Here is a 13,400-nt window from a genome sequence, read left to right as displayed (position 1 = left end):
TGACGGCATGCTCCATTCGTTGGAGCCGTCGGACATCGACGACCGTCACCTGGGGATTGGCGACGAACCAGCCGGCCGCAGTTATCTGGTGCTTCGGTAACGGGGCCGTTCCAGTCAAGCAAAAAGTGACGACCGCAGCCGCGCCGTCATGGTGCCATTGCGGTAAATAATCCCGACAGATCCCCTTTCGCCGCTGCCTGACTTGCTTTGCCCTTCGTTTGAGGTCCGCCCGGGCTCATGCTTCGGTCCGTGGTCAGCGCGATAGCTGCCAACATGATGCTGGTCCAGTGCGGTAATTCCGATGTGCCCATCTCATTGGCGTGCTCGGCAGAGGCCGGCGACAGTCCTGACCACGGCATCATCGGAACCGCGTCCCGGTTGGGACCTCGAAGGTCTGCGGTCAGGCAGACGTCAACGATATGGTTCTGATGTGAAGGCTCAGGCCGACTTGGCGAGCAATCGGTCTGAAGAGAATTCGGTGCCATCCGTCCACATCCGGTGAAGGATGGTACCGATGCGCCTTGCCAAAGCCACCATCGCACGCTTTGCACCTCGGCGTTTGGCGACTTGTGCGGCCCAGCTTCTCAGCCATGTCGAGCGACCCCGATGTATCATAACGGTAGCCGCCTGACACAAGGCTCTTCGCAGATTGGCGTCGCCAGCTCGCGTAATACCGCCGATCACGTCGCGCTCACCGGACTGGTTGCGCGAGGGTGTAAGGCCGACCCATGGACCCACCTTCTTGGACGATGAGAACCGCGCGGGATCATCGACCGCGGATCGGAAAGTTAAGGCGACGACCGCCCCGATGCCAGGCATCGTCATCAATAGCCGGCACACCGCGTCGTCCTTCGCAAGCAGACGGACCTGACGTTCGAGTCCCGCCAGTTCATGGCGAAGGCTGGTGCGCGCGCGTAACATCGGTCCGGACGCTGCTTGCAACATGGAATTGCCTTCCACCAACTGTTTGATCCTGGCGTCGAACTGGCCGCGCGAGATGGCGCCGACCTTCAGGCCGAAGTTTCTCAGCAATCCGCGCAATGACAGTTCCAGCGCGATCATGCCTTGTTGGATCGCCTTGCGGGCAGACAGAAGTGCACGAACTTCCTGTGCCGACACGGATTTACAATGTACGGGCCTGAACCAGCCCAGATGAAGCAGTCGGGCAATCCCTTCCGCGTCGCGCCGATCCGTTTTGATCGGCATTGCCTTCAGAGCACCCTTCACCTGTCGGGTTTCCATCAGAACAACTTCCAGCCGGGCATCGGCCAAACCGCGATGCAGCCACTGGGACAGCGGCCCGGCTTCAAGCCCTATGATAGCGACCGATCCCTCCAGGGTGTTTGCAAAATCCACGATCGCTTGGGGATCACTGAGAACCTGCGCTTCTTTTACGATCTTGCCGTGCTCATTGATTACACAGACCGCAGTCTTCGCCAGTGATACATCCAGTCCTATGAACAGCTTCATCCCATATTCCTCCGATTGAGACCGATACGGGAACAACGACAGCTTGCTGCGGGCAATTTCAAGATGCGTCAGCCGGTGGCGTGGCGCAGGCCCCGTTACAGCATCTCATTGATCACAGCCAGAAGATTACGGTAGCGGCGAGTGCGATGGCTGAGAGGAAGACCATAGGGCACCTGTCATAGCGTGTAGCGACGCGCCTCCAGTCCTTGATGCGGCCGAACATGATCTCGATGCGGTTGCGGCGTTTATAGCGGCGTTTGTCGTATTTAATGGTCTTGTTTCGGGATTTCCTGCCCGGGATGCAGGGAGTGATACCCTTTTCCTGTAGGGCGTCGCGAAACCAGTCGGCATCATAGCCACGGTCGGCCAGCAGCCATTGGGCCTCGGGAAGCTCGTCAAGCAAGGCGGCTGCACCGGTATAATCGCTGACCTGACCTGCCGTGATGAAGAAGCTGATCGGGCGACCGTTGGCATCCGTTACAGCATGAAGCTTGGTGTTCATGCCGCCTTTGGTGCGTCCAATCAGGCGTTCCGCGCCCCCTTTTTTACCCGCAGGCTGGAAGCCGTGCGGTGGGCTTTGAGATAGGTCGCATCGATCATGATCGTCTTGCGCTCTGGAGCTTGAGGCACTGCCAGACCTTCCATCATCCGCAGGAAGATGCCCTTGTCGCCCCAGCGTTTCCAGCGATTATAAAGTGTCTTGGAGGGGCCATATTCCTTCGGCGCATCGCGCCATCTGAGCCCATTGCGATTGACGAAGATGATGCCGCTCAGAACGCGCCGATCATCAACGCGAGGACGGCCGTGGCTATTAGGGAAATACGGCTGAAGACGTGCCATTTGCTCGTCTGTCAGCCAAAAGAGATCACTCATCATTCAGGCTCCTTCGAGCCCGTCTGAATCACAATCAGCGTGACAAATCAATGGGTCTTGACCCTAGGGCGTCGGCAATGCCCAGCACGTCCGCCACGAGTTCATCGACGGTGTAGGCGCCCCTTCTTTTCGGCTGAGCGCCTGTGGAATAACCGCGCTGATTGACGGCGATCGCACTATAGCCGGCGTTTGCCAGTTCCAGCATCACCTCGGTCCAGCTGTCGGCGAATTGCGGAAAGCCGTGAAGGAGCAGAACGACTTCTCCATTTCGTGGGCCGCATGCCAGCCTTGAAAATTGCATCTCACTGGCCGGCAAGGTGAAGGTTTCAATACCAGGCTGCTGAGCCGGGTCATCAACTTTGCGCGTCATTGTTGAAATCTTCTTTCGAGCCGGTGGCCCATCCAGCGTTTGCGAGCCATTTCAGCGCCGACAGACTCGGCATGAACAGGTATTCGCCACCTTTCATGACGTTGAAGGTCTGCACCCCATCCACCCGCCTGCGGACCGGCGCCTGCGGGATGGTAAAACGGCCATTTTCTTCATGCAGCCCGACGATCGGATCGCGCTCTTCACCGAGATCGACGAAGTTGCCGCGATTGATCCACTCCTGCTGCATGAACTCGATGGTATCGTACGCACGCGCGCTGATGAAAATGAAGAAGATCCCGCGATCGCCCTTAGCGTCGTCCTGCGGTGTCACATCCTCCGAATAGACCGGTCCGAAGGTCGACGAGCGTCGGATGATCCGGTGTATATTGACATCGGTCAGCAGCGTCAGTTCGGAGTCGCGCGGATTGAGCCGGCGCATGTGACAGCCGAGTGGGACGACACGGCCCTTCGGATCTTCCTTGAAATTGAAGTCATTGTTGCGTTCGGGATCGCCGCCCAGTTCCGCATCGTCTTGTTCTGGCGCCAGAATGAGCGGCGCTCCGGAACGCCAGCGTCCAAACATTTTTGCCGCGAGGAATTCGCGCTCTTCGGCAGTCTCGCCCTGCGACTTGAGAAACGCATTGAAGCAGCCGACGCGGCTTTGGAACTTGCGCAGGACCACAAATGTGCCGTTCTTACCGAGAACCGGTGGTTCCGGCATGGCCAGCGGCTGGCCATTCTCACTCTCATAGCCGAGAATGAACTCGCCAGCCCTGATCGGTCTCTCCTCGCCGGGTAGCGGATCGACACCACTGCCAGCCACCGCCGGCTGCGAGATCGAATCCCGGAAGCCAAATGGGTTCTTTGCGCCGTCCGGGGCGCCAAAGCGATGCTCGCCGAGCAAGGTAATGCCGGTACTTTTGTCGAGTTCCGCGCGCGCCGTCGCCAGGGCCTTGTCGAGCGCCGCGTCGTCGACGGCGTAGATGGTCAGGGCCAGATGACAGTTGCCCGGCTTGAACACGTCTTCCCAATTCTCCGGCGCATTCGGGCCGAAATCCCGCAACTGCTCACGGCGAGCTGCCATGCCCTGCTGGAAGGGCAGGGGAAAGGTCTTCAGTTGCGCATCGGGAAGTCCTAGTGCCTTCAGGCCTTCGAAGCTCAGCGCCGCTCCAATCCAGAAATCCAGATCGTCGCTCCAGTTGTCGGCCGACGAGATATGGGGTGACAGCCTGCCGAGCAAGTCGCGGGCACCGTGTGCTTCGTCGAAATGCAGCATAGCATGGATACCGACATAGGGCTCCGGCCGGCTTCTGAGGATCAAAGCCTGAATGTCATCGAGTTCAAGCGACACGCTGTCGCGGCGAAAGCGCTCTTTCAATTTTTGCAATAACGCCATGGTTCAGCCCACCTTGTCCAGGAATTCATTGACGGCATGCTCCATTCGTTGGAGCCGTCGGACATCGACGACCGTCACCTGGGGATTGGCGACGAACCAGCCGGCCGCAGTTATCTGGTGCTCGGCGATAAAATCCTTGACCTTCGGGCTGGCAATGCCAGGCCAGCCCTCGACCGAGGCGAAAAGCAGGTCCATCAGGTCCGGAATTTTGGTGGCGAAGTCGTTGATGTAGGTATCCCAATCACCGTCATAAGCGGTCGCGAACAGGATGCGCGTATCGTTGTCGAAAAAGACGAAGCGCATATTGTGCAACGTGCCGACTTTCTGCGCGCCATCGAAATTGCCGTTCACGAGGTTGAAGATACGGCGCAGTCGATCGGCGCCACCTGGCTTAAGATTGGCGATGGCGGTCAACTCGGAGACATTGCCGGATTGGGCCCCGACCCGTCCGGCGGAGCCTGCAGTGCCTTTCAGATCGGGATTGTGCTTGGTGACCATCTGCTCAAGCGCCAGCTTGGCCAATTGCGGGGCATCGCCCACCACTTCCTCGATCCGGCGGCGGATTGCCTGCAGGCGCGTTTCGTCTATCTGCGGGGTGTCTTCAGTATCGGCCATGGCGGCCTCCTTTCGTGACGGTTTTGAGTTCGGGGTATCAGTCCGGGATTTCGCCGATCGTTTCCGGTTCGACGCGCGGCTGCGCGTTCCATTCGTGCCGACGCTGAGTCGAGCGTTCATAGGCGGCGATACGCACGCGCATGATCGAACCGAGCGGCTGGTGCGCTTTGACGCCATGCCATGGATTGAACGACAGGACATCGTCGCCGTAGACCCTTCGCGCCGGAGAATACGCGTCCTGCTTCGGGATGCGTAGCGTGGCGACAGGCTGATGCGGCGAAAGCCCTTCCGGCCATAGAACGGCCGCATCCTCCACCGGCATCTTGTCGATGTCGCGACAGAGTTGGGCGCGCAGCTGGTATTCGGCTCCCTCGTTTCGGAAATGCTCGACCACGAGATCGCGCATGGTCGAATCCCCCACGGTCCCGACATCCTTGCCGGTCAATGCACGTACATTATCCGACAGCGGCGCGGCGCTGATCTTGGCGATGTAGTCACCGAAGCGAACCGCGGCCATGGAGTGATAGGTCTCGCCAAGGAGGTGATCATTGTCGCGGGCGAGCCCGCGCAATGTTGCGCCCGGTTCGATCCCGACCGCCTCGACTGCTGCCTCGACGCCGCGGGCCACCCCAGCCATGGCGCGCTGCAGGAAAGCTGGATTGTCGGCGTTTTTCTCCAGGAGCCCGATCAACTGTCGGTATTTGCCGATCGTGCCAAAGCTCAGGGTTGGAATGTTGACCAGCAGGAAATCTTGGTTGCGGCCGGCATCCTGTGGAAGCAGCCGTTCTCCCTCGACGCCGATGATCTTGATGGCCATGCCACGCGGCGCGGGAATGGTGTCGGAATGAATGTCGCCTGGGGCGGACGATAGACGGATGACGACGGGATACGTGGATGGGCGAGCGAAAACACCCTGTCGAAGATGGCTGGGAAGGTCCGGTACCACGAGTTCGCCCTTTAGGAAGCCGTGACTCTTGGCGTGTGCATCGCGAACGGCGTGGCGATGCCGATCGAAGGCCCGGCGGTTGGTCGTCGCCATGATCTCGAGGATTTCGGCAGTGAGTTCTTCCTCATCATCTGTTCGGACCTCGACATCTTCACCGTAGTGGACGTATTCGCTCAAATCGGCGCCTCGAATGTTTCGCTACAAAAGCGTTTGCTCTTTGTTCAGTTTCGGATATCGTTTGATATCTGAACAATAAATCCGTGAGCCCCGAAAAAGTTCCAGCGTCATTTGCTTTGAGGGAATCGAAAATGCCGGTGAGCCGAAAAGAGACCCAGCGTCAGACCCGCGATAGGCTTCTGGAGGCTGCCCACGCCTCGATTGTTGAAGAGGGCGTCGCTTCAATCTCGATCCGCAGTATCTGCGCCGCAGCAGGGCGCACGCAAGGCGCATTTTATTCGAACTTTTCGAGCAAAGACGATCTTCTTGTCGATCTGATGGAGATGCATATTTTGGAGGAGGTATCGTTCCTGCGTCGGATCTTAAGCGAGGCCGCCGGCAACGACGTCGACGAAACGCTTCGAATTCTAACCGAGCGACTTGCCTATGTGGCGACTGAACCGGAATGGTCGTTGCTCTCGATTGAATTGCAGCTTCATGCCCGCCGGGACAGCAAATTCGCCAGACGCCACAATGCCACCAAGGCAACCTGCTACCGGGTGTTCTGCGAGCTCATTGAGGATCTCGTTATTCGCTACAATCTTCTGCCGGCCTTGCCTCCGTTGCAGATCGGCATAGGCCTTTACGCTTTATGGTCGGGTATGGCTGTGCAGGGCGATGTCGCTCAGGCCATGCCGCGCGAGCAGATGCTGCTGGCATTCTTCCGCGCGATGACAGGACGGAAGACGCCACACGGTGGATCTGATGAGTTAGATGAACTCCCAAGCGAGTCTGGAAGCGTTCATCGTTAATCAACCGAATGGAGAGTTCGATGGCAAGCCACCGGGCGCGTTCTTTCAGTTTTTCCAGAACCCGCTTGGGTGTCTCCTCTAACCACTATCATCGGGACAAGAAGCCGAAAGCATTGGTTGTGGAACGTCAATCGGAATACGCGATCGACTACGATCTGGCTTTGGATAACTTTGGCGCCCGAGCCCTGTTCGCGAATATCCCTGGTGAAGCAGGCAGGGCAGTGTCAGAAGATGAAGATATCGCAGTTGTATTGATAGATGCCGACACCGTCGATCTTGAAAAGTGTCTGACCGTTTTTCGACGGCTACGCCCGCTGAAACTCATCATTGTCGCAGGATCGGATGCCAATCTCCGCGATGAATATCCGTGCGATGTGCGGCTGGTTCGGAAACCGCTCGTCATCAGAGAACTCGAAAAAGAGTTTGCCTACCTGTGATACATTGATCCGCTCGAGGACCGCGCCGAAGCTGGAGGAACTGTTGGTTTCACGCGGAACTGAGCCCATCCAGCAACGGCCGACATTTGGACGACAAATACAGGAAAAATTTCAAGCTCTCGCGCCAGCTGTACCTTCCTAACACCGCAGCTGTGAAGGCCTATCCGTTATCATTGGAAGCCAAAGGCTGTTCCGCTTGGCACAGGTGATAGCCTCTGCGTAACCCGCATCAGCGCGATGATCTCGCAGCCGTAGCGGTCATTGCCCTGCTGGTCGGTCCACTTGGTGTAGTGGATGCGGCCGCGAACCAGAACCTTCATGCCCTTTTCGCAATGCTCCTCGATCGTCGTGCCAAGGCCGTTGAAGGCGGTGATCCGGTGCCATTCGGTGTCCTGCACCCGGTAGCCCCTTTCGTCGCGGACGACCTTGCCTTCCGAGTAGCGGGGGCGCGAGGTCGCGAGGGTGAAGTGGGTGATCCTGGTGCCGCCCTGGGTGGTGCGGGTTTCCGGGTCTTGGCCGATGTTGCCAGCGAGGATGACGATGTTCTGCATTTTCGGTCTCCGTTGCTTCTCGGAGGAACCATTCCCTCCGACGAGACCCGGCCAAGGCCGTCTGGAGACTCCTGCATCGTCGCCTTCGGCGGCGGCTCGACCCCCAAGGTCCGGGTGGAGCGGGCAGCCGCGCCCCGCGCGGCAACACGGCCGGAAACCGCGGGGGTTGCCGGAAGGAATCAGAACGGACTTAGGGGATCAGTCAGTCGGAGGGGTTGGTGCTTCCATAAGCCCGATGGAGACCGGGCCAGAACAGCATCCTTGCTGGTCGCAGATGAGACAGGGCCAGACGCACCGCCCCGGCGGAGCACCGGCCACGTCCCCTTCGCCTGCCAATCCGCGCCCCGGCTTCGGAGGCAACCCAGGATTTCCGCGAAAACGAGACGCCTGCCGGGTTGTCCGCACGAATTGTCAGATCATCGTTTTGACGGCACGAGACTCGATTCAGCGCATTGCAGGACGGCATGAAGATGTTCGCGGCGCAGCTCGTCGCGCACTCCATAGGCCGATCAGCACCGCTTCGACCGCCGCGCTCGCAGATCCGGCCTGATACCGATGTACCATGCCTGATGAGGCGACCGATGCCGCAACGGCTCTTCAGATGGAGAGCACTGCTTTGGCTTGAACGGAAGGCCGGAACGTTGGCGACCCCGCATGCCGGGATGCACAGGGGAAGGAAGGATATGTGGAAAGGCCGCAAGCCGTTATGGCGCTGACTGGTTGTCAGGGACATTCTAAATATTGCGGCGGCGCCCTTGGCGCGGCCGTTTAATGGAGAATCCGTTCTCGTGCCGCAATGATCGGCGTCGCTTCAGGATTCCAGCGGCGTTTGCACCAGCCGCCCTCCGGAAACATGAAACCGCGTGTCGCCGATGCGCGCCGCATAAGGTCCGAAAGGCTGGACCTGCTCGCGGTCGATCTCGTCGCAGAGGATCAGGCCGGAAGGTTCTGTCGCGAATTTTTCACTTCTGCTGCGTTATTGTCGCTTCGGTGCGCATAATTGGGCGAGGTGACTGGGTATGGCGATCGATTTCAAAGGGTCTCATTTCCCCAAAAATGTCATCCTTTATGCGGTGTTCTTCTATGTTCGTTATTCCGTTTCCTATCGTGACCTTCAAGAAATCATGGCCGAACGTGGCGTGAACGTTGACCATGCAACATTGAACCGCTGGGTTGTCCGTTACGCGCCACAGATTGCAGATCAGGCACAGAGACGTAAGCGTCGAACGCTTGGCTCATGGCGTGTTGACGAAACCTATCTAAAGGTCAAAGGCAAATGGACATATTTGTACCGGGCCGTTGATCGTGACGAACAAACGCTTGATTTCATGCTCTCCGAACGCCGAAATCTCGGTTCTGCACGACGTTTCTTCAAGAAAGCCATCGCAGCCAACGGTGTTCCAGACAAGATTGTCATTGATAAAAGCGGCGCCAATCTGGCGGGAGCCCAAGCTGTAAATACAATCCTTAAAATCACAGGTTACAGCAAGATGATTGAAATCCGGCAGATCAAATATCTCAACAATATTCTTGAACAGGACCATCGTTTCATCAAGCGGATTACCAATCAGATGTTGGGGTTCAAGGCATTTCATTCAGCCGCAGCGACAATCGCGGGTATCGAAGTTGCGCATATGATCCGCAAGAGGCAATTCGCAAACGACAATTGTTCACCATTCATGGTCTTTGCGGAACTCGCAGCATAATTGCGCCCGGAGATACGCCTGCCTTTAACCCGCTGAAAATTTGCGACACAACCCCCCAGAACCGCTTGACCAGAAAATCCCGATCGAAAGTAAAAACGGGCGTACCAGATAGTGTTGAGTTTCATCTCAGTATGGACCGGTGCCCGCGCCGCGTCGAACCGGTCGGACGTCACGTTTTATCAAACGCGGGATTGATAATCCCGGATCATGGGCAGAGGAGAAACGGAAGTATTTCACGTCAACAGTCTGCATCGGTAACATTGGTTAGATCAACGAAAAGAGATCCTGTATGCAGTAAGACGCAAAAAATTGTGAACGATTATCTAGCACATTGGTGGAGCGGGCTTTCGCCCGCTCAAGCTTTAAAGAAAACGGCTGCGTTCCCGTTCGATTTCATCTTTGGTGTAAGGATCGGCATTGGAGTCAAATCTTTGCCAGCCTTCCTCTACATAAAGTTTGCGTCGCGCATTGATATCCACCGGGCTGGCACCGGCTAAAATAGCGTCTGCTTCCGCGACGCGATCATCGGCAATGCGAGCGGTCACAAGTGAACCACCGCGACGAACGCCTTCAGCGTATAAGTGAGCGTCTTCTTCCGACACCCCGCTCTCCGTGAGCGCTCCGATGAGACCACCGGCGACCCCCCCGACAACTGCGCCTCCGACTGCACCGGTCAATGTTGCTGCGAGCCAACCTGCGGCCACGACTGGCCCAACGCCTGGAATCGCCATCAACCCAAGTCCTGTCAAAAGACCACCGGCACCACCGACAGCCGCACCTAGACCTGCACCAACCCCCGCGCCAGAGCCGGCATTACTCTCACCGTCATCGTCGCGGCGGTGGGATACAATGGAAATGTCGTCTGACGGGAACCCAGCGTTTTCGAGACGTGCCACGGCATCCTTGGCTGCTTCATAAGTGTCAAATAATCCGGTAACGGTTTTCATAGAAATCTCCCATGTTCAAATGGCGGACGGAAGCCAAACCTTCACATTGGCTTCTTTGTGACATTGCCCTGGTAGTCAAGCTGGACGTCCAGCTTCTCGTCACCTTTCATGGCAGAGGCTTCCCAGATGCCGTTTTCTTCGTTCAATTTAAGGCCGCTTACGCCCGTGTATCCTGCCTCCTCAATCCTTAATTTGGCCTGATCTTCTGTAAAGCTATTGGCACCCTTAACCGGCGCGTCTGGATTGTTGCTATCGGGCGTTGCTACCGCTGGAGTTTCCGGAGAGGTTTTGCCGGTGTCCTGAGCGAACACAGCCGAAGGCGCGATGATACAAGCGCTTAAGAACGCTAACGTTCTGATTTTCATTGTATTTCTCCAGTGAATTAAGTAACAGACATGAAACTCCCGCTGGCGACATAAGTTCCATAAAGTTTTTTAAAGAGGGACCATCAGCGCTTCCCGCGGTGTTTTAATTCACAGGAGAGTGGTTGCCAGAAAATCATATCGCTCGATCTTGACCTTCACATTTGAACCGATCTACGTGCGATCACAGTAAGCGTTCGGTGCTGAGCGCAGCTGTCCTTGCTTGACGTTCCATGGAAACAGGTCGTCGACTTTGGGAATGCCCCTTATGATAGTGGTTAGTCTAGCCTTGAGAAAGGTAAGGCGAGCGATGTCGTTGACTTTACAGGTCTCGATCAGAGAAGGGATGCGACCTCAGGGGAACCGTCATTGGAGGAACGGCGCAAGGAGCTGGCCAATTGGCCGGAGGACTAATATCTGGGGCTGGCAGTGCGGCTGGCGGCATTATCCAAGGCACTGGGCAAGCAGCAGCACCCTCCATTGAGCAAATGCTTCCCCAGGGATTGAAGGTCAATCCCGTCGACTATTTTACAGATACGTTGCTGCGAAATGATAGAGCACCCGCTTCTAGTGGGGAGGGTCAAAATGCTGCTGATTTCACCCGACAGGCAGGCAGCATTTTCTCCAACCTGCTCTCGACAGGCCAGATAACCGACGAAGATAAAGCTTGGCTCGTCCGTCAGGTTACGGCTCAAACGGGAATGAGTGAGACCGACGCCCAAAATCGCGTCAATCAGACAATCGAGCGGGTCCAGACCGTGAGAACGGAAGCGCAGAGGAAGCTCGATGAAGCGCGAAAGCAGATTGATGAGGCAAAAGAACAAGCCAGCAAGGCGCTTGAGGAAGCAAAAGCACAAGCATTGGAGACTGCTGAGAAGACCAAAATAGCTGGCATTCTGAGCGCCTTCCTTTTGGCTGCTTCAGCCTTAGTTGCCGCAGTGGCCGCCTATATCGGAGCAGTGCATGGTGGTCGTCACCGAGACGAAGGCCGAATTTGGAGCGGCTTAGCCTACCGTAGGTAGTTTCATCAATGTCCATGACGAGCCCCTTCACGCGGAAGCAGTGGAGGGGCTATTTCTGAGTACGGTCGACAATCCTCGTGGCGCTTGTTTGAGTCCTATCGGTGCATTTCTGGGACAGCAGGCGAGGGCATTAGCTACATACCCCCTAGTGTAGGGCAATATTTTCTGATCAGGTGATACCTTTTAATCCGTTCAATGCTGATGGAATCGTGACTCGATTGCGGTGAATAGGACCGGTCAGTGTGCACTACTGATCGGGAGTTTCTATTTATCCGTGCTGCGTGAACTTTCTCGCGCAATAAGAGTTATGTTTTCAGGAGGAGAAAGAATGAGCTGGTGGTTTATCGGAACGATAGTGGTGGCGCTACTCGCCTTGATCGGCTTTATGATTTGGGTAGAGAAAAACCGTGAATAACGGCAGCGAACTGCTTCATAGAAAGGCTCAGCGATCGTTGCGTTGCGGGTCCAGGCAGGTTACCGCTCGACACCTCGCATTGCGTTCTAGGATGTCATCCAGCATTAGCCCGTTTTTCGCTGCACCGGCGCGCCTCCACAGCATTTCAGAAATATCTGAAGATGACCAGAAAAAGCCAAATATTTTCAAAGACTAAGAGATCTGTTACACCCACATACACCCACATTGACGTTGCTGGCCCCGGCTACGAGGGCATTAAAGGCTTGCTCTTTATTGCGCTCAATCGTCCAAGCAAACTGGTGATCGCACATGTCTTTCGCAAGGTCACAGAATTCTCGTTCTAGTTCTCGGCGGTCTGTTGTCCACGCCTCAAGCATCTCAATTCCTCAGGCTGGCGCAGCGGCTCATCGGAAAGCCAGATTCTTTGAACCTTTTCCGATGCTTTCGGTTAATTTTATCGACCCCGCTTTTCGTTGTTGTCGCGCTTCAGTTGGGCAGCCTGCAGTCGTTCTGTTTTAGCATCCACCACAGCTTTTTCGTTCGTAAGAATAGCCTTCGCGACCCTGTCCGTGATCGCGTTTTTGGCTTCTATACGCAATTATGGAATCTTGAAAAGCGTCTCTTTGGTTAACGAGAGGGGCTTCTCTTCAATCATAGTAGTAACGCTGTTCCCATAAATGGAGCGGAGCAGCTGAAAGTTCGTATCGAATGAAAAAACCCCTATGTTCGGCAGAAATCTTAGCAAATTGAGCCGCGCGTAATATCGCGTCTTAAATCTTTTCCGGAATCTTGACTGGCAATCAAACGCCAGCTTTGCCTCGCTTGTCTACGTCTGAGACTTTAAGTAATGGATGGAAATTTTACTCCGAACTATAGTCTAGTTTAATGAAAGGGCGCCTTACTTAGCGACTGAAGCTGTAATCTCGATCTCCACTTTCGCACCGCGTGCAGGGATCTGGCAGATTAGGAACGTACTGGTCGGCCGAATGTCTTTGAACACTTCCCCAAGCACTGGCGTTACAGCATCGGCGGCCTCAAAATCTGTAACATACACTCGGCTTGCTACGGCATCGGCGAGGCTCGCCCCTGCTTTCTTCAACACGTTGTCGATATCTGCGAGCGCGTTACGGGCCTGTTGCGCTGCATCAGGGGGAAATATGCCTGTTGTTTTATCGCGGCCAGTGGTCCCCGAAACATAAATTGTGCTTCCATCAATAACCGCTTTGGCATATCCGGCGATTGCCTCCGAAGGGACTCCAGAAAAAATTCTCTGTGCCATTTTTCCGTCTCCTTGTCTTTGATAGTTGATCGTGTTGGGTGGG

General features: G+C 56.1%; 15 protein-coding genes. 5 read left to right on the top strand and 10 right to left on the bottom strand.

The window, feature by feature from the left end; translation table 11 throughout:
• Nucleotides 1-438: 438 nt before the first annotated feature.
• The 6 genes from ABDF71_RS26740 to ABDF71_RS26715 all read right to left on the bottom strand — a co-directional run bounded on the left by ABDF71_RS26740 (nucleotide 439) and on the right by ABDF71_RS26715 (nucleotide 5,847).
• Entirely contained in the window at nucleotides 439-1,470 is a 1,032-nt protein-coding gene (locus ABDF71_RS26740; protein ID WP_011983025.1) for an IS110 family RNA-guided transposase, read from the bottom strand.
• 112 nt (nucleotides 1,471-1,582) lie between these two features.
• Nucleotides 1,583-2,343, bottom strand: a protein-coding gene (locus ABDF71_RS26735; RefSeq protein ID WP_086000526.1) for an IS5 family transposase whose coding sequence is annotated in 2 segments (ribosomal slippage) — nucleotides 1,583-2,019 and nucleotides 2,019-2,343 — 762 coding nt in all. Because the reading frame shifts where the segments join, the coding sequence is not laid out codon by codon here.
• A gap of 34 nt (nucleotides 2,344-2,377) precedes the next feature.
• Nucleotides 2,378-2,713, bottom strand: a complete 336-nt coding sequence (locus ABDF71_RS26730; protein WP_210250264.1) for an alpha/beta fold hydrolase — start codon at nucleotides 2,711-2,713, stop codon at nucleotides 2,378-2,380.
• Nucleotides 2,697-4,109 carry a Dyp-type peroxidase gene (locus ABDF71_RS26725; RefSeq protein WP_151610702.1) on the bottom strand — a complete coding sequence of 471 codons (1,413 nt, stop codon included), beginning with the start codon at nucleotides 4,107-4,109 and terminating at the stop codon, nucleotides 2,697-2,699. The genes ABDF71_RS26730 and ABDF71_RS26725 overlap by 17 nt, the downstream gene beginning before the upstream one ends.
• A gap of 3 nt (nucleotides 4,110-4,112) precedes the next feature.
• Nucleotides 4,113-4,724 (bottom strand): hypothetical protein, encoded by a 612-nt coding sequence (locus ABDF71_RS26720; protein ID WP_142174102.1) that lies wholly within the window; start codon nucleotides 4,722-4,724, stop codon nucleotides 4,113-4,115.
• A 37-nt stretch (nucleotides 4,725-4,761) separates the two neighbouring features.
• Nucleotides 4,762-5,847 (bottom strand): catalase family protein, encoded by a 1,086-nt coding sequence (locus tag ABDF71_RS26715; protein ID WP_192799581.1) that lies wholly within the window; start codon nucleotides 5,845-5,847, stop codon nucleotides 4,762-4,764.
• 131 nt (nucleotides 5,848-5,978) lie between these two features.
• Between ABDF71_RS26715 and ABDF71_RS26710 the strand changes: the two genes are divergently transcribed.
• Both ABDF71_RS26710 and ABDF71_RS26705 read left to right on the top strand, forming a co-directional pair.
• Nucleotides 5,979-6,638, top strand: coding sequence for a TetR/AcrR family transcriptional regulator (locus ABDF71_RS26710; RefSeq protein WP_151610701.1), 660 nt, complete (start codon nucleotides 5,979-5,981; stop codon nucleotides 6,636-6,638).
• A gap of 20 nt (nucleotides 6,639-6,658) precedes the next feature.
• Nucleotides 6,659-7,075 (top strand): hypothetical protein, encoded by a 417-nt coding sequence (locus ABDF71_RS26705; RefSeq protein WP_151610700.1) that lies wholly within the window; start codon nucleotides 6,659-6,661, stop codon nucleotides 7,073-7,075.
• Between the two features lie 170 nt (nucleotides 7,076-7,245).
• Here the strand turns inward: ABDF71_RS26705 and ABDF71_RS26700 are convergent, their stop codons facing one another.
• Nucleotides 7,246-7,626: a single-stranded DNA-binding protein gene (locus tag ABDF71_RS26700; protein WP_210250265.1), complete on the bottom strand. Its 381-nt coding sequence runs from the start codon at nucleotides 7,624-7,626 to the stop codon at nucleotides 7,246-7,248.
• Between the two features lie 1,019 nt (nucleotides 7,627-8,645).
• On the opposite strand from ABDF71_RS26700, the gene ABDF71_RS26695 reads away from it, so the two are divergent.
• Nucleotides 8,646-9,332, top strand: coding sequence for an IS6 family transposase (locus ABDF71_RS26695; protein ID WP_151610699.1), 687 nt, complete (start codon nucleotides 8,646-8,648; stop codon nucleotides 9,330-9,332).
• Between the two features lie 362 nt (nucleotides 9,333-9,694).
• Here ABDF71_RS26695 and ABDF71_RS26690 read toward each other — a convergent pair whose 3' ends face one another.
• Both ABDF71_RS26690 and ABDF71_RS26685 read right to left on the bottom strand, forming a co-directional pair.
• Nucleotides 9,695-10,279 carry a general stress protein gene (locus ABDF71_RS26690; RefSeq protein WP_011982984.1) on the bottom strand — a complete coding sequence of 195 codons (585 nt, stop codon included), beginning with the start codon at nucleotides 10,277-10,279 and terminating at the stop codon, nucleotides 9,695-9,697.
• Nucleotides 10,280-10,320: 41 nt separating this feature from the next.
• Complete coding sequence (locus tag ABDF71_RS26685) at nucleotides 10,321-10,644, bottom strand: PepSY domain-containing protein (RefSeq protein ID WP_151649018.1); 324 nt, start codon at nucleotides 10,642-10,644, stop codon at nucleotides 10,321-10,323.
• A gap of 395 nt (nucleotides 10,645-11,039) precedes the next feature.
• Between ABDF71_RS26685 and ABDF71_RS26680 the strand changes: the two genes are divergently transcribed.
• The gene (locus ABDF71_RS26680; protein WP_151649014.1) at nucleotides 11,040-11,663 is read left to right on the top strand and encodes an ATP synthase subunit B family protein; all 624 of its coding nucleotides are present in this window, start codon (nucleotides 11,040-11,042) and stop codon (nucleotides 11,661-11,663) included.
• A 274-nt stretch (nucleotides 11,664-11,937) separates the two neighbouring features.
• Nucleotides 11,938-12,078: a hypothetical protein gene (locus tag ABDF71_RS26675; RefSeq protein ID WP_162762723.1), complete on the top strand. Its 141-nt coding sequence runs from the start codon at nucleotides 11,938-11,940 to the stop codon at nucleotides 12,076-12,078.
• Nucleotides 12,079-12,976: 898 nt separating this feature from the next.
• Here ABDF71_RS26675 and ABDF71_RS26670 read toward each other — a convergent pair.
• Nucleotides 12,977-13,357 carry a RidA family protein gene (locus ABDF71_RS26670; RefSeq protein ID WP_011983068.1) on the bottom strand — a complete coding sequence of 127 codons (381 nt, stop codon included), beginning with the start codon at nucleotides 13,355-13,357 and terminating at the stop codon, nucleotides 12,977-12,979.
• Nucleotides 13,358-13,400: the final 43 nt, after the last annotated feature.

It is taken from the genome of Ochrobactrum sp. WV_118_8, assembly GCF_039631535.1.
GTDB lineage: Bacteria > Pseudomonadota > Alphaproteobacteria > Rhizobiales > Rhizobiaceae > Brucella > Brucella anthropi.
The sequence above is the reverse complement of the archived record's forward strand: the minus strand, read 5'-3'. Positions and strand labels throughout refer to the sequence as shown.

Bases quoted from the DNA above. Each gene is read 5' to 3' on its own strand.
- ABDF71_RS26720 (WP_142174102.1), bottom strand. From the start codon at position 4,724: ATGGCCGATACTGAAGACACCCCGCAGATAGACGAAACGCGCCTGCAG.
- ABDF71_RS26740 (WP_011983025.1), bottom strand. From the start codon at position 1,470: ATGAAGCTGTTCATAGGACTGGATGTATCACTGGCGAAGACTGCGGTC.
- ABDF71_RS26730 (WP_210250264.1), bottom strand. From the start codon at position 2,713: ATGACGCGCAAAGTTGATGACCCGGCTCAGCAGCCTGGTATTGAAACC.
- ABDF71_RS26690 (WP_011982984.1), bottom strand. From the start codon at position 10,279: ATGAAAACCGTTACCGGATTATTTGACACTTATGAAGCAGCCAAGGAT.
- ABDF71_RS26670 (WP_011983068.1), bottom strand. From the start codon at position 13,357: ATGGCACAGAGAATTTTTTCTGGAGTCCCTTCGGAGGCAATCGCCGGA.
- ABDF71_RS26685 (WP_151649018.1), bottom strand. From the start codon at position 10,644: ATGAAAATCAGAACGTTAGCGTTCTTAAGCGCTTGTATCATCGCGCCT.
- ABDF71_RS26710 (WP_151610701.1), top strand. From the start codon at position 5,979: ATGCCGGTGAGCCGAAAAGAGACCCAGCGTCAGACCCGCGATAGGCTT.
- ABDF71_RS26705 (WP_151610700.1), top strand. From the start codon at position 6,659: ATGGCAAGCCACCGGGCGCGTTCTTTCAGTTTTTCCAGAACCCGCTTG.
- ABDF71_RS26700 (WP_210250265.1), bottom strand. From the start codon at position 7,626: ATGCAGAACATCGTCATCCTCGCTGGCAACATCGGCCAAGACCCGGAA.
- ABDF71_RS26695 (WP_151610699.1), top strand. From the start codon at position 8,646: ATGGCGATCGATTTCAAAGGGTCTCATTTCCCCAAAAATGTCATCCTT.
- ABDF71_RS26725 (WP_151610702.1), bottom strand. From the start codon at position 4,109: ATGGCGTTATTGCAAAAATTGAAAGAGCGCTTTCGCCGCGACAGCGTG.